This window comes from Nocardia sp. CC213A, from assembly GCF_030766805.1.
Lineage (GTDB): Bacteria > Actinomycetota > Actinomycetes > Mycobacteriales > Mycobacteriaceae > Nocardia > Nocardia otitidiscaviarum.
This window is the reverse complement of the sequence record NZ_JASFXA010000012.1, coordinates 20390-40802: the sequence shown is the minus strand read 5'-3', so window position 1 is coordinate 40802 and position 20413 is coordinate 20390. Positions and strand designations below refer to the sequence as shown.

Sequence of the window (20413 nt, the reverse complement as noted above, 5' to 3'; positions counted from 1 at the left end):
CGGCCGGATCGAGCCGGTCCAGGGTGGCGTCCAGGGCGGCCGACGCGGTGTCGAACAGCGCGGCGTCATCGAGCGCGGCGTCGAACACGGTGTGGTCGATGAGCGCGTCCACATCCACGGTGCCCGGCGCGGCGGTCTCCACCGTCCATTCACCGGAGTCGTTGCGGTACAGACGCGCCCGCAACATGTCGTGGCGGTCGATGACGGCCGCGACGGTGGCCGCGATACCGGCGCGGTCGATGCCGACCGGCAGTTCCAGGGCCATGGTCTGGTTGAAGCGGCCGAACGAGCCGCGCCGCTCCGCCATGAACCGCACGACCGGGGTGAGCGGCAGCTCGCCCACTCCGCCGCCGGGCAGCTCCTCCAGCTTCGGCGCGGTATCACCCAGCGCCGCGGCGGTTTCGGCCACCGCGGCCAGTCCGGCCACGGTGCGCTGTTCGAACACGTCGCGCGGACTGAACACCACACCGCGCGCCTTGGCCCGCGACACCAGCTGAATGGAGACGATGGAGTCACCGCCCAGGGCGAAGAACGAGTCGTCGATACCGACCCGATCCAGGCCCAGCACCTCGGCGAAGACCTCGGCGATGGTGTGTTCCACCGGATTACGCGGCGCGCGGAAGGCGGCCTCGGTGGTGAACACCGGCTCCGGCAGCGCCTTGCGGTCCAGCTTGCCGACCGGGGTCAGCGGCACCCGGTCGATGGTCATGATCGACGACGGCACCATGTAGGCGGGCAGGCGCTGCTCCACATGCGCGGTGAGGGTCGGCACGTCGATGACATGCCCCTGCGCCGCGACCACGTACGACACCAGCGACACCGCACCGGCGGCATTGCGGTGGCCGATGGTGACGGCGAAGTCCACGGTGTCGTGCGAGGCCAGCGCGGCGTCGATCTCACCGAGTTCGATGCGGAAACCGCGCACCTTCACCTGGAAGTCGGAGCGGCCCACATACTCGACCTCACCGCGACTCCAGCGCACCACGTCACCGGTGCGGTACATCCGCGCGCCCGGCACATACGGATTCGCGACGAAGCGATCCGCGGTCAGGCCCGGCCGCGCGTGGTAGCCGCGCGCCAGCTGAATGCCCGACAGATACAGCTCACCCGCGACACCCTCGGGCACCGGCCGCAACCGGTCGTCGAGGATCAGCGACTGCATACCCCGGATGGGGCCGCCGATGGTGACGGTCTCCCCCGGCGTCATGGGGCCGCTGATATTGGTCATGATGGTGGTCTCGGTGGGACCGTAACCATTGTGGAAGGCACGAATACTGCCGTCCGCCAACGGAATCGCCCACTTGGCCACCAGTTCCGGCGGTACCGCCTCACCACCGGCGCACAGCATGCGCAGGCTGTCGAGCCCGGTGGGATCGAAGGTGGCGATGGCCGCCGGGGTGATGAAGGCGTGCGTCGCACCCTCGGCGCGGATCAGCGCGGAGAGCTCCTCACCGCCGTAGACACCCGGCGGCACCACCACGAGGGTGCCCGCCGGACCGACCGCGAGCAGGAACTCCAGCATGGACGCGTCGAAGGACGGCGACGCGAAATGCAGTGCCCGCGAATCGGTGTCGAGGTGGTAGCGCTCGATCTGCTCGGCACTGAAGTTGGCCATACCGGCGTGGGTGACCACGACGCCCTTGGGCAGGCCGGTGGAGCCGGAGGTGTAGATGACATACGCCGGATGCTCCGGCCGCAGCGGGCGCGCCCGCTCGGCCGCGGTGACCGGCGCGCCGTCGTAGCCGTCCAGCTCGAGCTCGTCGAGCACCAGCCACCGCGCCGATTCCGGCAGTCCGTCGCGCACCGAAGCCACGGTCAGACCGACCGGGGAACCCGAGTCGGTGACCATGTGGGCGATGCGGTCGGCCGGGTAGGTCGGGTCCACCGGCACGAAGGCGGCCCCGGTCTTGGACACCGCCCATTCGGCCAGATAGGAGTCGGCCGAACGCGGCACGGCCACGGCGACCAGATCCTCGGTGCCGATGCCGCGCTCGATGAGCAGGCGCGCCAGGCGATTCGACCGCGCGTCGAGTTCGGCGTAGGTGAGCTCGACGCGGTCCTCACCGACGCGGCCGGGGTAAACGACCGCGATGCCCTGCGGATTGCGCGCGACGGCGTCGGCCATGAGCTCCGGCAGGGTGCGCGCGGGCTCGGCGGGCGCACCGGTGCGGGCGATCAGGTCGGCGCGTTCGGTGGCGTCGAGGATGTCGATGCCGCCCACGGTGATCTCGGGATCACCGGCGATGGCGGTCAGCACCCGCTCCCAGCGCTGCGCGAAGGCGGCGGCGGTGTCGGCGTCGAACAGGTCGGTGGCGTAGGTCAGGGCCAGCGCCATGCCGTCGGTTCCGTGCTCGGACAGGGTGAACTGGAGGTCGAAGCGGGCGACGTTCTCCTCGAGATCCAGCGCGGAGACGGTCAGGCCGGGCAGCTCCAGGCTGGTGCGATCCAGGTTCTGGAAGGCCAGCACTACCTGGAACAGCGGGTTGCGCGCCTGCGACCGCTCGGGGGCGAGCAGTTCCACCAGCCGTTCGAACGGCACGTCGGCATTGCCGAAGGCGTCCAGGTCGGTGCGGCGCACCCGCTCCAGCAGATCGGTGAAGTGCTCGGCCGGATCGATGGCGGTACGCAGCACCAGGGTGTTGACGAACATGCCGACCAGATCGTCGAGCGCCTGCTCACCACGACCCGCGACCGGGGTGCCGATGGCGATGTCGTCGGTACCGGACAGACGTGACAGCAGCACGCTCAAGGCACTGTGCATCACCATGAACAGTGACGAACCCCGCTGGCGGGCAACATCTTCCAGTGCCGCGACGAGTTCCGGTGACAGCGTCCGGTGCAGCGTCGCGCCGCGATGGGAGGCCACGGCCGGGCGCGGGCGATCCGCGGGCAGGGTCAGCTCGTCCGGAATGCCGTCCAGGGTGCGCTGCCAGTAGCCGACCTGGCGGGCGAGCAGCGATCCGGCGTCCTCCTCGGAGCCGAGCACCTCGCGCTGCCAGATGGCGAAGTCCGCGTACTGCACCGGCAGCGGGGACCAGCCGGGCACCGCGCCCTGGGTGCGCGCGGTGTAGGCGGTCATCACGTCGCGGGTCAGCGGCCCCATGGAGAAGCCGTCACCGGCGATGTGGTGCACCACCACGACCAGCACATGCTCGCGCGCGTCCGCTGTCCCGGCGCCATTGCGGCCCGAGGCGGCGGTCAGCTCACCGGCCTCGGCGGCCGCCGACCCGTCGGTCGACGGGAGCGCGGCCGCATCGTCGGCCCGCGACTCCACCGCATCGTCGGCCCGCGACTCCACCGCATCGTCGGCCCGCGACTCCACCGCATCGTCGGCCTTCGGCTCCGCCACCACCCGGTACAGCCGGGCGCGCAGCGGAACCTGCTCGGCCACATTGAATCCGGTCGTGGCGAAGTCCGTCACCCGCGCGGTCAACTCCGCGGCGGTTACCTCGACCGGGTGCAGGTCCAGACGGACCTCGTCGGCGGGGACCACCACCTGCATGGGGGTGCCGCCGTGCTCGGGGTAGCGGGTGCGCAGCGACTCGTGGCGTCGCACCACATCCGCGACGGCGAGTTCCAGTGCGGCGGTGTCGAGTTCACCCGTCAGGCGGATGGCCAGCGGCAGGTTGTAGGCCGCCGAACCGGTGTCGTACTGGTTGAGGAACCACATGCGCTGCTGCGCGAACGACAGCGGCACCAGTTCGGTCGCACCGCGCTGGCGGGCGACCAGCTTGGCGCGCGAGATGCCGTCGGCATGCGATTCGATGCGGGCCGCCAGGGCCTCCACGGTGGACGCCTCGAACAGGGTGCGCACCGCGACGGAGGTGTCGAGAGCGGACCCGATGCGCGAGACCACGCGGGTGGCGATGAGCGAGTTGCCGCCCAGATCGAAGAAGTCGTCGTCCAGGCCGACACGCGGCAGCTCGAGGACATCGGCGAAGACGGCGGCGACGGTCTCCTGCACCGGGGTCTCCGGCGCGCGGAAGGCCCGGGCCTGCACCGCCGGGGCGGGCAGCGCGCGGCGATCCAGTTTGCCGTTGACGGTCAACGGGATTCGATCGAGCACCACCAGCGCCGACGGCACCATGTAGGACGGCAGCCGCTCGCCCGCACCCGCACGCACGGTGTCGAGGTCGGGCGCGGCGCCCTCCTCGCCCACCACGTAGGCGACGATGCGCTGATCGCCGGGCTGATCCTCGCGCACGATGACCGCGGCCTGCGCGATACCGGGCTGCGCGAGTACGGCGGCCTCGATCTCACCGAGTTCGATGCGGAAGCCGCGCACCTTGACCTGATCGTCGGCGCGCCCGAGGTATTCGAGTTCGCCGAAGCGGTTCCAGCGGGCGACGTCGCCGGAGCGGTACAACCGCTCACCGGGCACGCCGAACGGGCTGGCCACGAACCGGGCAGCGGACAGGTCCGGGCGGCCCAGATAGCCGCGTGCCAATTGCGGCCCGGCCACGTACATTTCGCCCGCGACACCGACCGGAACCGGATGCAGGCGGTCGTCGAGCACGTACACCCGCAGGCCCGCGATGGCGCGACCCACAATGCTGCCGGTGGCGGCCGCGATGGTGGCGGCGTCGAGCGCGCGGTGCGACACGTGCACCGTGGTCTCGGTGATGCCGTACATGTTCACCAGCACCGGCGCGCTGTCACCGTGGCGGGCGATCCAGTCACCGAGGCGGCGCAGCTCGAGGGCCTCACCGCCGAACACCACATACCGCAGCGCCAGCGGCGCGACGGCGGTACCGGATTCCCGGCTGGCCACCGACGCGATGCGATCGGCCTCGGCCAGCTGGTAGAAGGCCGACGGCGTCTGGTTGAGCACCGTGACCCGTTCGCGGCGCAGCATTTCCAGGAACTGCTCGGGCGAGCGCGAGGTGTAGTAGTCGACCACGACCAGTTTGCCGCCGTAGAGCAGCGGTCCCCACAGCTCCCACACCGAGAAGTCGAAGGCGTAGGAGTGGAACAGCGTCCACACATCCGCTGCGCCGAAACCGAATTCGCGATCGGTATTGGCGAACAACCGCACCACGTTGGCGTGCGACACGGCCACGCCCTTGGGGCGGCCGGTGGAGCCGGAGGTGTAGATGACGTAGGCGACATGCTCGGGCCGCAGCGGGCTGAGCCGTTCGGCGTCGGTCACCGGCGCGTCGTCGGCGTCCTCGATATCGCCCGCCTCGACGGTGTACCCGTCGAGCACCACGGTCGGCAGCGTGGCGGGCAGTTCCACCTGCACGGTGGAATCGACCACGACGCTGGTCGGAGCCGAATCCTGGAGCAGGAACGCGATGCGATCGGCCGGTGCGGTCGGGTCGACCGGCACGTAGCCCGCGCCGGTCTTGATCACCGCGAGCAGCGCGACCACCAGATCCAGCGAGCGCGGCAGGATCACCGCGACCAGGGATTCCGGTCCGGCCCCCTCCGCGATGAGGCGGCGGGCCAGCACATTGGCGCGCCGGTCCAGTTCCGAGTAGGTCAGCTCGTCGTCGCCGAAGCGCACCGCCACCCGCGTGGGATGGGCGGCCACCGCGGCGTCGAACAGACCCGACAGCGTGGCGGTCGGATCGGCGAACGGTCCACTGCCGCGGCCAACGGCGGAACTCGCGGCTCCCTCCGTGGTGACGCGAGCTGCCGCCTCCGGGCGCGTCGCGAGTTCCGCGGCATCGGTTCCCGCGGAGACCCAGCGCTCGGCCACATCGTGGCGTTCGGCCTCGCCGAGCAGGTCGATATCGCCGATGACGGCGGCCGGGTCCTCGGCCACCGCGCGCAGGATGCGCACCAGGCGGTCGGCGAAGGCGGCCACGGTTTCGGGGTCGAACAGTTCGGTGGCGTAGTTCCAGGACAGGCCGAGCGAACCGTCGGCGCGCTCGCCCACGGTCAGCTGCACATCGAATTTCGCCGTGCCCGGGTCGAATTCGACGACATCGACGTCCAGACCCGGCAGCGAGACCGAACCCGCGTCCTTGGCGGAGGCGGCCTCGAAGGTCAGCGCCACCTGGAACAGCGGGTGGTGCGCCTGCGAACGCTGCGGGCTGAGCACATCGACGAGACGTTCGAACGGCACGTCGGCGTGCGCGAAGGCGGCCAGGTCGGTGCGGCGCACCTCGGCGAGCAGATCGGCGAAGGCCGCGTCCGAGCGCACCGGCGTGCGCAGCACCAGGGTGTTGACGAACATGCCGACCAGATCGTCCAGGGCGCGGTCACCGCGTCCGGCGATCGGCGTGCCGATGGCGATATCGGTGGCGCGCGACAGGCGCGACGCCCACGCGGCCAAGGCGGCGTGCACGACCATGAACAGGGTCACGTCATGGTCGCGGGCCACGGCCGACAGCGCCCGGTGCACCTCGGCGTCGATCGAGAAGTCGTGCGTCCCACCGGCATTGCCGGCCACCTCGGGGCGCGGCCGATCGGCGGGCAGTTCGATCTGGTCCGGCAGGTCGCGTAGCTGTTCGGTCCAGTAGGCGAGCTGTCGCGCCGCGGCCGAATCCGAGTCCTCCTCGGATCCGAGCACGGTGCGCTGCCACAGCGCGTAGTCGGCGTACTGCACCGGCAGCGGAGCCCAGTTCGGGGCCTCGCCGCGGCTGCGGTCCAGGTAGGCGGCGACCACGTCGCGCAGCAGCGGGCGCAGCGAGAAGCCGTCACCGCTGATGTGGTGCAGCACCAGCACGAGCACGTGTTCGCGCGGGCCGAGGGTGAGCAGGGTCGCCCGGAACGGCAGTTCGCGCGTGACATCGAAGTGCACGCCGGCCGCCGCGGTGACGCGGGCGATCAGATCGTCCGCCTCGATCTCCTCGGCGTCGAGATCGAAGGAGACCTCGCCCGGGGAGAGGACACGCTGGTAGCCGTTGCCCTCCACCTCGGGGTAGACGGTGCGCAGGGCCTCGTGGCGGACCAGCACGTCGCCGATGGCGGCGGCGAGGGCGGTGGCGTCGACCTCACCGGTGAGGCGCAGCGCCACCGGGATGTTGTTGACGGCGGTGCGGTTGTCGAAGCGGTTGAGGAACCACATGCGCTGCTGCGCGGGCGACAGCGGCACCAGCCGCGCCGACTCACCGGTGTCCAGGGTCACCGGGGCGGGCCGCTCCTGCGGTGTCAGCGGCAGTCGCGCGCCGGTGCCGACGCGCGATTCCAGGTGCGCGGCCAGCGCCGCCACGGTGGACGCCTCGAACAGGGTCCGCACCGGGATATCGGCGTCGAGCGCGGCCGACAGGCGGGCCGCCACCTGGGTGGCGATCAGCGAGTTGCCGCCCAGTTCGAAGAAGTCGTCGTCCAAGCCGACGCGTTCCACGCCGAGCACCTCGGCGATGGTGCCCGCCACGGTCTGCTGCACCGGGGTGGCCGGGGCGCGGTAGACCTTGGCGGCGAAGGTGGGGGCAGGCAGCGCCTTGCGGTCCAGCTTGCCCGAGGCATTGAGCGGGAAGGCGTCCAGCACTATAAAGGCGGCGGGCACCATGTAAGCCGGAAGCTGTTGGGACAGCTCGGCTTTCACGGTCTCCAGATCGATGTCACCGTTCGCGACCAGGTAGGCCACCAGTTGGTCGCCGGTGCGCTCGTCGTGGCGCACCACGACCACCGCCTGCGCCACTTCAGCCATGGCGGTGAGCGCCGACTCGATCTCGCCCAGTTCGATGCGCAGACCGCGCAGCTTCACCTGGAAGTCGGTGCGGCCCAGGTACTCCAGCTCACCGTCGGCGGTCCAGGTGACCAGATCACCGGTGCGGTACATACGAGCGCCGTCACCGAACGGATTCGCCACGAACCGATCCGAGGTCAAATCGGGCCGCGCCACATACGCGGTGGCGAGCTGATCGCCCGCCAGATACAGCTCACCCGCGACACCCACCGGAACCGGCCGCAACCGCGAATCCAGCACGTACACCTGAGTGTTGAACACCGGTGCGCCGATCGGCACGGTGTGCACGTCGGCATCGGTGACCTCGTGATAGGTCACGTCGACCGCGGCCTCGGTGGGGCCGTACAGATTGTGCAGGCGCGCACCGGTCAGGGCGCGAAGCTGCTGCGCGGTCGGGCCGGGCAGCGCCTCACCGGAGGCGAACACCTGGCTCAGGCTGGTGGCGCGGGCCGCGGCGGGTTCCGCCACGAACACCGCGAGCATGGACGGCACGAAGTGGGTGACCGTGACGCCTTCGCGGGCAATGAGTTCCGCGAGATAGACCGGATCCCGATGCCCGTCCGGCTTGGCGACCACGAGACGCGCGCCGACCTGCAACGGCCAGAAGAACTCCCACACCGACACGTCGAAGGTGGACGGGGTCTTCTGCAACACCACGTCGTACGCGGCCAGCCCGTACTGGGCGTGCATCCATACCAGGCGGTTGACGATGGCGGCGTGCGAGACGGCGACGCCCTTGGGGCGGCCGGTCGAACCGGACGTGAAGATGACGTAGGCGGTATTGCCGGGCCGCAGCGGAGCGCGGCGATCGGCATCCGTCACCGGGGTGTCGGCGAAGTCGGAGAGATCCAGTTCGTCGATGCTGTATCTATTCGCGGCGCTGGAAGTCCCGGTTCTTCCCTCCTCCGCTCCTCCGCTTCGCTCCCCCGCTCCGTCAGTCCAGAACCGGGACGCGCCGCGAACCGACGGGGCGTTGCCGTCAGGGGCGGCGGGGTCGGTGTCGGTGTCGGAGGTGGTGTGCAGGTCGGTGTCGGAGGTGGTGAGCACGCACACCGGATCGGCGGTGTCGAGGATGTACTCGGTGCGCTCGGCGGGGTGGTCCGGGTCCAGCGGGACGTACGCGCCACCGGCCAGGGTGACGGCGTACATGCCGACCACCAGGTCCAGGGAGCGGCGCATGCCCAGGGCCACGTGGGATTGCGGGCCGACGCCCTCGGCGATGAGGAAGCGGGCCAGCTTGCGTGCCCGTGCGGCGAACTCGGCGTAGGAGAGAGTTGTCCCCTCGTACGAGACCGCGGGTGTGTCGGGGGTGCGCTCGACCTGGGCCTCGAACAGGGAGACCAGGGTGGCGGCGGCGCCTGCGGCGTCCTCCGGCAGGGCGGCGGCCAGGTCGAAGCCGGTGGCATTCCAGGAGTCGAGCACCCGGGTGCGCTCGGCAGCGCTGAGCAGTTCCAGATCACCCACGCGCACGGTCGGATCGGCGGCCACGGCCGACAGCACCCGCACGAAACGCTCGGCGAAGGTGTCGGCGTACGCGCCGTCGAAAAGATCGGTGGCGTAGACGAGTTCGGCGTCCATGGCCGCCACGTCGGCATCGGCGGCGACCTCGCTCAGCGTGAGCTGGAGGTCGAACTTGGCGGTCTGCTGGTCGATATCCAGCTGTGCCACGGTGAGACCCGGCAGTTCCAGGGCCGCGCGGCCGAGGTTCTGGAACGACAGCATGACCTGGAACAGCGGATGCCGCGCCTGCGAGCGGGCCGGGTTGAGCACCTCGACCAGGCGCTCGAACGGCACATCGGCGTGCGCGAAGGCTTGCAGGTCGCGCTCGCGGACCCGCGTCAGCAGCTCGGCGAAGCTCTCGCCGGTATCGACCCGCGAGCGCAGCACCAGGGTGTTGACGAACATGCCGACCAGGTCGTCGAGGGCCTGTTCACCACGACCGGCCACCGGAATGCCGACGGCCACATCGTCACTGCCGCTCAGGCGCGACAGCAGGGCGGCGAAGGCACTGTGCACCACCATGAACAGGGTGGTGCCGTGGGTCTGGGCGACCCGGTTGAGCGCGGTCACCAGCTCACCCGGGAGCTGGAAGCGGTACATCCCGGCCCGATAGGAGGCGACGGCGGGCCGCGCCGCGCTGGACAACCGCAGTTCGTCCGGCAGTCCGGCCAGGGTGTCGCGCCAGTAGTCGAGCTGCTCGGTGATGAGTGAGCGCGGGTCGTCCTCGGAGCCGAGGGTTTCGCGCTGCCACAGCGCGTAATCGGCGTACTGGACCGGCAGTTCGGCCCAGCCCGGGGCCTCGCCCTCGCTACGCGCCACATACGCGGTGATGAGATCGCGCACCAGCGGATTCATCGAGAAGCCGTCGGCGGCGATGTGATGGGCGACGAGCACCAGCACGTGGTCGTCGGCGGTCGCGTCAGGCCCGGAGGAGGCAGCCTGCGTAACCACGGAGGGGCCCGCGGCCGCCGCATCGGATACTGCGGTCAGGCGGTAGACGCGCAGTCGCAGCGGCGGTTCGTCGGTGACGTCGAAACCCTGGGTCACGAATGCGCCGATGGCGCCGAACAGTTCGGTTTCGGCGACCTCCACCACGTCCACCACCGGGATGGCGCGGACGGCGGGCAGCACCTGCTGGTAGGCGATGCCGTCGGCCGACGGGTACACCGTCCGCAGCGACTCGTGCCGCGCCACCACATCGGCGACCGCGCTGCGCAGCGCGTCCAGATCGACCGCGCCCGTCAGCCGGACAGCGGCCGGAATATTGTTGGCGGCCGACTCGGTGTCGAAGCGGTTGAGGAACCACATGCGCTGCTGTGCCAGCGACAGCGGCGGGTGTTCGGGGCGGGCGCGGGCCGTGAGGGCCTGGCGCACACCGGTTCCCGCATGCGACTCCACCCGCGCGGCCAGTGCCGCCACGGTCGGGGCCTCGAAGAGCACGCGCACGCCGACCTCGGCGTTCAGCGCGGCGCTCAGCCGCGCGACGACCTGGGTGGCGACCAGCGAATTCCCGCCCAGTTCGAAGAAGTCGTCGTCCACGCCGACCCGCGGCAAGCCGAGCAGATCGGCGAAGATCTGCGCCACGATCTCCTCGATCGGCGTGGCGGGCGCGCGGAAGCGCTTGGCCTCGAACACCGGGGCGGGCAGTGCCTTGCGATCCAGCTTGCCGGAGGCGTTGAGCGGGAACTCGTCCAGCACCACCAGCGCCGCGGGCACCATGTAGGCCGGAAGCGACTGCGCCAGTGCGGCCTTCACCGCGTCTACATCGACAACGGCCTCGGGCTCGCGCACCACGTAGCCCACCAGTTGATCACCGGCGTGGGCGTCGGCGCGCACCACCACCACCGACTGGGCGACACCCGGCTGCGCCAGCAGCGCGGCCTCGATCTCGCCGAGTTCGATACGCAGACCACGCAGCTTCACCTGGAAGTCGGTGCGGCCCAGGTACTCCAGCTCACCGTCGGCGGTCCAGGTGACCAGGTCACCGGTGCGGTACATACGAGCGCCGTCACCGAACGGGTTGGCCACGAAGCGATCCGCGGACAGGTCGGGACGGCCGAGGTAGCCGCGGGCCAGCTGATCGCCCGCGAGATAGAGCTCACCCGCGACACCCGGCGCGACCGGGTGCAAGCGCGCGTCGAGCACGTAGACCTCGGTGTTCCACACCGGACGACCGATGGGAACCGCGATCTCGTCGGCATCGGTGACCTCGTGGTAGGTCACGTCGACCGCGGCCTCGGTGGGGCCGTACAGGTTGTGCAGCCGCGCACCGGTCAGTTCACGCAGCTTGTGCGCGGTCGGTGCGGGCAGCGCCTCACCGGAGGCGAACACCTGGCGGAGTGTGATTGCCCTCCGCTGCGCGCCGCGAACCAACGGAGAGTCACCGTCGGCGGCGTCGAGCGCCGCCACGAAGACGGAAAGCATCGACGGCACGAAGTGCGCGGTGGTGACGCGTCGTTCGGCGATGAGCTGCGCCAGATACACCGGGTCCCGGTGGCCGTCCGGCTTGGCGATGACCAGGCGCGCACCGGTCTGCAAGGGCCAGAAGAACTCCCACACCGACACGTCGAAGGTGGCCGGGGTCTTCTGGAGTACCGCGTCGTCCGCGCCGATCGGGTACTCGTGCTGCATCCACAGCAGGCGGTTCACGATGGCGGCATGCTCGACGGCCACGCCCTTGGGGCGGCCGGTCGAACCCGAGGTGAAGATGATGTAGGCGGTGTGCTCCGGCCGGATCGGCCCCATCCGTTCGGCATCGGTGATCGGGGTGTCGGCGAAGCCGTCCAGGCGCAGCGTATCCACCTCGAGCACCGGCACATTGCGGCCGGTCACGAAGTCGTCGCGGCTGGTGGTCAGGATGGCGGCCGGGCGCGCGGTGTCGAGCACGTAGTCGATGCGCTCGGCGGGCTGGTCCGGATCCAGCGGCACGTACGCGCCACCGGCCTCCAGCACCGCGTACATGGCGACCAGCAGATCGATCGAGCGCCGGATGGCCAGTGCCACCGGAACTTCGGGGCCGACGCCGGTCGCGATGAGCTTGCGGGCCAGGCGATGCACCCGGGCGGAGAATTCGCCATAGGCCAGCGTCACATGGTGACTCGATGAGGGGCGGTGGTCGGGCGACGGGAGGGCGAGACTTGTCCCCTCGAATTCCAGCGCGGGTGCGTCCGGGCTGGTCAGCGCCTGGGCCTCGAACAGCGAGACCAGGGTCGGCGCAACGCCTTCCGGCAATGCCGGCAGCACGGAGGTCAGGTCGAATCCGGTGGCGTTCCACTCGGTAAGCGCCCGCCGCTTCTCCTCGGCGTCGAGCAGTTCGATATCACCGACGGGCCGCTGGGGATCGGCCGTGACCGCGTCCAGGATGGTGTGCAGTCGCCGCGCGAAGGCGGCCACCGTCGGCTCGTCGAAAAGGTCCAGGGCGTAGGAGAACTCGGCCGACATGCCGACGTGCTCCCCGTGCGCGTCCTGGGCCTCCTGCAGGGTGAGCTGGAGGTCGAACTTCGCCAGCCCGGCGTCGTAGTCGATGCCGTTGACCCGCAGGCCGGGCAGCTCCAGGCTGGTCTGGCGGGTGTTCTGGAAGGTCAGCATGACCTGGAACAGCGGATGCCGTGCCTGCGAGCGGGCCGGGTTGAGCACCTCGACCAGGCGCTCGAACGGCACGTCGGCGTGCGCGAAGGCGTGCAGGTCGGTATCGCGGGCGGTGGCGAGCAGATCGGCGAAGCTGGCCTGCCCGTCCACCTCGGTGCGCAGCACCAGGGTGTTGACGAACATGCCGATCAGGTCGTCGAGCGCGGCCTCACCGCGACCGGCGACCGGGGTGCCGATGGCGATATCGTCGGTGCCCGACAACCGCGCCAGCAGCACCGCCAGGGCGCTGTGCAGCACCATGAACAGCGAAGCGTTGTGCTGGCGGCCCAGATCCACCAGCCGCTGCTGGGTTTCGGCCGAGATGACGAACGGGTAGGTGCCACCGCGGTAGCTGGCCACGGCGGGCCGCTGCCGATCGGCGGGCAGCACCAGTTCGTCCGGCAGGTCGGCGAGCGCCCGGGTCCAGTACTGAATCTGCTTGGAGATCAGCGATTCCGGATCGTCCTCGGAACCAAGCACCTCGCGCTGCCACAGCGCGTAGTCGGCGTACTGCACGGGCAGTTCCGCCCAGGCCGGTGCCTCCCACGAGGTGCGGGCCGCGTAGGCGACCATGACATCGCGGGCCAGCGGTCCCATGGACCAGCCGTCGGCGGAGATGTGGTGCACCACCATGCCGAGCACGTACTCGGATTCGCTGATCTCGAAAAGCCGTGCGTGCAGCGGCACTTCGCTGGTGACGTCGAAAGCCATGGACGCCAGCTCGATGAGGTGCTCGACCAGATTGCCCTCGGTGACCGGCACCGGGGTCAGGTCGGGCACGATCTGCGCCGCGTCCAGCACCCGCTGCACCGGACCGTTGCCGGTCTCCGGGAAGACCGTGCGCAGCGATTCGTGCCGGTCGATGACGTCGATGACGGCGACCTGCAGGGCGGCCACGTCGAGTTCACCGGAGAGCCGGATGGCGACCGGGATGTTGTTGACCGCCGATGCGGTGTCGAAGCGGTTGAGGAACCACATGCGCTGCTGGGCCAGCGACAGCGGGATGTCGGCGGGCCGCTCCCGTGCCACCAGGGCCTTGCGCGCACCGTCACCGGCGTGCGATTCCACCCGCGCCGCGAGGGCGGCGACGGTGCTGGCCTCGAACAGCATGCGCACCGGCACCCGGGTGTCGAGTGCGATACCCAGGCGCGAGGCGACCTGGGTGGCGATGAGCGAGTTGCCGCCGAGTTCGAAGAAGTCGTCGTCCACGCCGACGCGGGCGATGCCGAGGACCTCGCCGAAGATCTGCGCGACGATCTCCTCGATCGGTGTTGTCGGGGCGCGGAATTCGCGCACCTCGAACACCGGTGCGGGCAGCGCCCGGCGGTCCAGCTTGCCGGAGGCGTTGAGCGGGAAGGCATCCAGCACCACGAACGCGCCCGGCACCATGTACGCGGGCAGGGTGCGGTGCAGCGCCGCCTTGACGCCGTCGAGGTCGATCGGCCCCCCGGCCACCACGTAGGCGACCAGTTGATCACCGGCGACGGTGTCGATGACCAGCACCACGGCCTGGTTGACCGACGGATGGTCGAGCAGCGCGGTCTCGATCTCGCCGAGTTCGATGCGCTGGCCGCGGAACTTCACCTGGAAGTCGGTGCGGCCGATGTAGTCGATGACCCCCGGCTCGTTCTGATTCCAGCGCACCAGGTCGCCGGTGCGGTACAGGCGCGAACCCGGCTCCCCGAAGGGGTTGGCCACGAAGCGTTCCGCGCTCAGCTCGGGTCGGCCGAAGTAGCCGCGCGCCACCTGCGCGCCACCCAGGTAGAGCTCACCGGGCACCCCGACCGGCACCGGCCGCAGGCCCTCGTCGAGCACGTACGCCTGGGCGTTCCACACCGGACGCCCGATCGGCACCGAGGTCGGGGTCGGCGCGGTGATGGGCGCGTAGGTGGCGTGGACGGTGAACTCGGTGGGGCCGTACAGGTTGTGCACGGACGCGGTGGAGAAGCGCCGGAAGGCGGTGACGGTGGCGGGCGGCAGCGCCTCACCGGCGACCAGCACCGCACGCAGCGACAGGCATTCGGCCGCCGAGGCGCTACCGGCGAACACGCTCAGCATGGACGGCACGAACGAGGTCATGGTGACGCGGTGGCGACCGATGACCTCGGACAGGTACATGGGGTCGCGATGCCCGTCCGGCGCGGCGATGACCAGCTGCGCGCCGACGGCCATGGAGCCGAACAGCTCCCACACCGACACGTCGAAGGTGACCGGCGTCTTCTGCAGGATCACATCGGTGTCGTCCATGCCGTATTCGGCGGTGATCCAGGCGATCTGGTTCAGCACCGAGGCGTGCGAGACGGCCACGCCCTTGGGGCGGCCGGTCGAACCCGAGGTGTAGAGCACGTAGGCGGTATTCGAACTGCGCAGCGGCGCATGCCGTTCCGCGTCGGTGATCGGAGCGTCGTCGAACTCGCCGAGGTCGAGGGCGTCCAGGCGCAGCACCTGGCAGTCCCGGCCGTCCACGTCGTCGTCAGTGGTGGTCAACAGCACCACCGGCCGCGAGCTGGCCAGTACGTACTCGGTGCGCTCGGCCGGGTGGTCCGGATCGATCGGCACATAGCCGCCGCCCGCCGCGTGCGTGGCGTAGATGGCGACGAGCATGTCGACCGAGCGGCGAATCCCCACCGCCACCAGCGATTCCGGACCGACGCCGACGGCGATGAGCTTGCGCGCCAGGCGGTTCACCCGTGCGGAGAACTCCGCGTAGCTCAGCTCGGCGGCAGGACCGAACAGGCCGCCGCTGCGCTCACCCGGATCGAAGATGAGCGCGGTGGCGTGCGGCCGCTGCCGCACCTGGCGCTCGAACAGATCCACCACGGTGACCGCTCTGTCCGATGCGGCGGCCACGGGACCTTCCATGGCCCGCCCGTCTCCCGCCACCGCCCTCAACGGGGAGCCTGACGGCTGGCCGGAATCGCCTCGAGCCGCCTCCGCCAGGCCCAACGAGGCCGCCGTCGGCAGTGCGTGCGCGGTGTCGTTCCAGGCGCGCAGCACCGTGGCACGCTCATCGGCCTCGAGCACGTCGATATCGCGCACCACGGTATCCGGTGCGGCGACGGCGGTTTCGAGGACGCGCAGGTAGCGGCGGCCGAAGGCGGTCACGGTCGCGGCGTCGAACAGATCGGTGGCGTAGGAGAGCACCACCGACAGGCCGGCGGGCTCACCGCGCAGCCCGCGCTGCTCGGTCATGGTCCACTGCAGGTCGAACTTGGCGATATCGACCTCGAGCTCGTCCGCGGAGACGGTCAGGCTCGGCAGCTCCATGGTGCCGTGCGACATCTCCTGGAACGACAGCATGACCTGGAACAGCGGATGCCGCGCCTGCGAACGGGTCGGGTTGAGCACCTCCACCAGGCGCTCGAACGGCACATCGGTATTGGCGAAGGCCGCGAGATCGGTTTCCCGGGTGCGGGACAGGAAGTCGGTGAAGCTCTGCGCGCCGTCGACCTCCGAGCGCAGCACCAGCGTGTTGACGAACATGCCGATGAGGTCGTCGAGCGCTTGCTCACCGCGACCGGCCACCGGGGTGCCGATGGCGATATCGGTGGTGCCCGACAGTCGCGCCAGCAACACGGCCAGGGCGCTGTGCATCACCATGAACAGCGAGACACCCTGGGTGCGAGCCAGATTCGTCAGCGCGGCGTGCAGTTCGGGATCGATGTCGAAGGTGACCCGGCTGCCCCGGAAGGACTGCACCACCGGGCGGGGCCGATCGGCGGGCAGATCCAGCTGATCGGGCAGGCCCGCCAGCGCGTCACGCCAGTAGGCGATCTGCTTGGCGGCCATGGACTCCGGATCGGATTCCGAACCCAGCAGCTCGCGCTGCCAGATGCTGAAGTCCTGGTACTGCACCGGCAGCGGCGTCCACGCGGGCTGCTCCCCGGCCGTGCGCGCCAGGTAGGCGGCGGTCATATCGCGCGAGAGCGGCCCGAAGGAGAAGCCGTCCGCGGCGATGTGGTGCACCACGAAGGCGACGGCCAGATCGGTGCCCTCGGCGGCGGAGTCGACGCGGAACACCCGCACCCGAATGGGCAGCTCGCGCGAGACATCGAAGCCGACGGAGGCGAAATCCGCCAGCGCCCGGGGCAGTTCGGCCTCGTCGATATCGTGGACCTCGATGCCGAGATCCACCTCCGACATGGGCAGCACCAGCTGGTAACCGCCGTCCCCGGATTCGGGGAACAGGGTGCGCAACGACTCCTGCCGCGCCACCACGTCGGTCAGCGCCACCTGGAGCGCGTCGATGTCGACCTCGCCCTGCAACCGCACCACGAACGGCAGGTTGTAGGTGGGCACGGTGGGATCGAACTGGTTGAGGAACCACATGCGCTGCTGGGCCAACGACAGCGGCACCCGTTCCGGGCGCGGCTGCGCGACCAGCGGCGGTCGCGAAACCTCGTCCGGCGCGGTCGTTTCCACCCGCGCGGCGATTCCGGCGACGGTGGGGGTCTCGAACAGCGCGCGTACGCCCAGGCGTGCCCCGAAGGCGGCGGAGATGCGCGACACGACCTGCGTGGCGACGAGCGAGTTGCCGCCCAGATCGAAGAAGTTGTCGTCCACGCCGACGCGCCCGTGCCCGAGCACATCGGCGAAGATGCCCGCCACGATCTCCTCGGCCGCGGTGCGCGGCGCTCGGAATCCGGCGGCGTCGACACTGAACACCGGTTCCGGCAGTGCCTTGCGGTCCAGCTTGCCGGAGGTGTTGAGCGGGAAGGCGTCCAGCACCATGATCGACGCCGGAACCATGTAGCTGGGCAGCTTCTCGGCCACGAAGCGGGTCAGCTCCGCCGGTTCCACGGACTGGCCCGGGCCCGGCACCACGTAGGCGACCAGCTGCTGACCGGTGGCGGTGTCCATGACCAGCACCACGGCCTGCGACACCGACGGGTGGGCGAGCAGGTCGGTCTCGATCTCGCCGAGCTCGATGCGCTGACCGCGGAACTTCACCTGGAAGTCGGTGCGGCCGATGTACTCCAGCACACCGACAGCATCCGATTCGCCGCTCGCGACGGTACCCGATTCGCCGCTCGCGGCGGTACCCGATTCGCCGCTCGCGACGGTGTTCCAGCGCACCAGGTCACCGGTGCGGTACATCCGCTCGCCGTCGCTGGAGAACGGGTTCGCCACGAACCGGTCCGAGGTCAGGTCCGGGCGGCCCTTGTAGCCGCGCGCCAGCTGGCGGCCCGCGAGATACAGCTCACCCGCGGCACCGATGGCGGCCGGTCGCAGCCGCGAATCCAGCACGTAGACTTCGACATTCCACTCGGGCACACCGATCGGCACCGTGACGGTGTCGGCGGCGGTGTTCTCCCAGTAGGTGACCGAGACGGCGGCCTCGGTGGGGCCGTACAGGTTGTGCAGGCCCGCGTTCGTGATCCGGCGGAAGCTCGCGCCGGTCTCCGGCGGCAACGCCTCACCGATGACGAAGACGTACTTCAGCGTGGCGCACTGCGCCGCGGAGGCGTGCGCCACGAACACCGTCAGCATGGACGGCACGAAGTCGGTGACGGTGACCCGGTGCCGCTCGATCATCTCCGCCACGTACAGCGGATCCCGGTGCCCGTCCGGCGTCGCGACCACGAGTTTCGCGCCGACCAGCAGGGGCATGAAGTAGCCCCACAGCGACACGTCGAAGGTGGTGGCCGTCTTCTGGAGGTACACGTCGTCGGCCGTCATCGGATACTCGTGCAGCATCCACAGCTCTTGGTTGACGATGGCGTGGTGGGTCACCGCCACACCCTTCGGGCGGCCGGTGGAGCCCGAGGTGTAGATGACGTAGGCGGTATTCGAGCTGCGCAGCGGGGCGACGCGATCCGCGTCGGTGACCGGCGAGTCGGAGTAGGCCGAGGTGTCAAGGGTGTCGAGCTCGACCCGACGCACGGACTCCGGAAGGTCGAGATCGTCACGGGCGGTGGTCAATACGCAGACCGGTGCCGCGGACTCGAGGATGTAGGCGGTGCGGTCGGCCGGATGGTCCGGGTCGATCGGCACGTACGCGCCACCGGCCCGCAGCACCGCGTGCATGCCGATGACCAGCTCCAGCGACCGCCGCATCCCCAGGGCGACCAGCGATTCCGGGCCCACACCGTCGGCGATGAGGAAGCGCGCCAGGCGATTGACCCGCGCGCCGAATTCGGCGTACGTCAGGGTCTCGCCCTCGAAATCGAGGGCGATATGGTCCGGCGTCAAGGGGATCTGCGCGTCCAGCAGCGCGGGCAGCGTGGTGTCGGGGACCTCGTGGCCCGCCTCGTTCCACTCCACCAGCGTCTTGGTGCGTTCGGCGGCGGTGGTGACCGGCAGGCTCCACACTGCCTGCTCGGTGTCGGCCGCCAGGAAACGGTCGAAGAACTCCAGGAAGCGCGCATGATGGCCGCGCGCTTCGTCTTCGGTGTAGAGGTTCGGATTGGTCTCGAAGTCGATGTGGTTCCGGGTGCCCTTGACCGACTGGTAGAAGTTGACGCCCAGGTCCTCGATGGAACCGGTGGACAGCACGCTGTACTCGCCCACCACGTCACCGAGCACGACCTCGTTGTGGAACAGCATGATGTTGACCCACGGGCCGAAGAACTCGCGGGTCACCACGCCGTCGCCCGCCGCGTCGCGGCGAATGTCCTCGTGGCGGTAGCGCTGGTGGCGCAGCGCGCCCGCGACCGCCACGGTCACCTGGCCGAGTAGGTCGGTCACGGTGGTGTCGTGGCCGACGTGCAGGCGCAGCGGCACGATATTGGAGGTCGCGCCGCCGGAGCGGCGCATGGCCGCGGTGGTGCGGGCGGTCACCGGCAGGCTGAGGATGACGTCCTCGGTGCCGGTCCACTGCGCGAGGTAGGTGGCGAACCCGGCGATGAGCAGGCCCGCGGGCGTGGTGTCGTAGCGGGCAGCGGCGGCGTCGAGCAGACTGCTCTGGTCGTCGGACAGGGCGGCGCTGGACACCCCGTTGAGCGGGGCGGGCGGCGCGGAACGACCGGCGAGGCTGGAGCCCTCCTCCAGACCGGCCACCCGCTCGGCCCAGTACTCCTTGTCGCTGGTGAAGCGCTTGGAGTCGCGGTAGGCGAACTCCTGCTCGACCAGGGTGCGCAGGTCGGTGGCCTTGGACGGCGTCGGCTGCTCGCCGCGCACGTAGGCGGTGTAGATCTCGGCGACCCGTGTCATATAGGTCACGGCGCCCAGACCATCGAGCGCGATGTGATGGATTCGGGCGTACCAGAAGTAATGATCGTCACCCACCCGCAGCATGGCCGTGCGGATGAGCCGGTCCTCGACGATGTTCAGCGGGCGGCTGTAGTCGGCGCGCATCCACGCCTGGGCGGCGGCCTCCGGATCGGCCTCGTCGCGCAGGTCGATCTGGTAGATGGTGCGATCGAGCGTGGGGTCGACCATCTGCATGGGCTCGCCGTCGCGCTCGACGATGCGCAGGAAGCCGGAGCCGACCTCCAACGATCCGTCGACCATGGCCTGCTCGAGCAGCGGAATGTCCAGCTCACCGCGCAATTCGACGTACTGGGCGATATTGATCGGCACCTGGGGGTCCAGGTGCTGGGCGTACCAGATGCCGAGCTGCGCCGGAGACAGCGGAAAAAGCTCCCCCGAACCGGGCGTCACTTCCCCGCTAGCTTCGCCGTTGCCGCCGAAATCCAGCCGGTCCAA

1 protein-coding gene (only partly in view) is annotated in these 20413 nt (G+C 70.0%); it reads right to left on the bottom strand.

Annotation, left to right across the window (positions count from 1 at the left end; genetic code table 11):
• Positions 1 to 20413, bottom strand: partial view of a non-ribosomal peptide synthase/polyketide synthase gene (locus QJS31_RS21970; protein ID WP_306357583.1) — the 5' portion only. The gene continues 24962 nt to the left of window position 1, outside the view; the window shows 20413 of its 45375 coding nt (coding positions 1–20413); the start codon lies at positions 20411 to 20413; its stop codon lies off the left edge, out of view.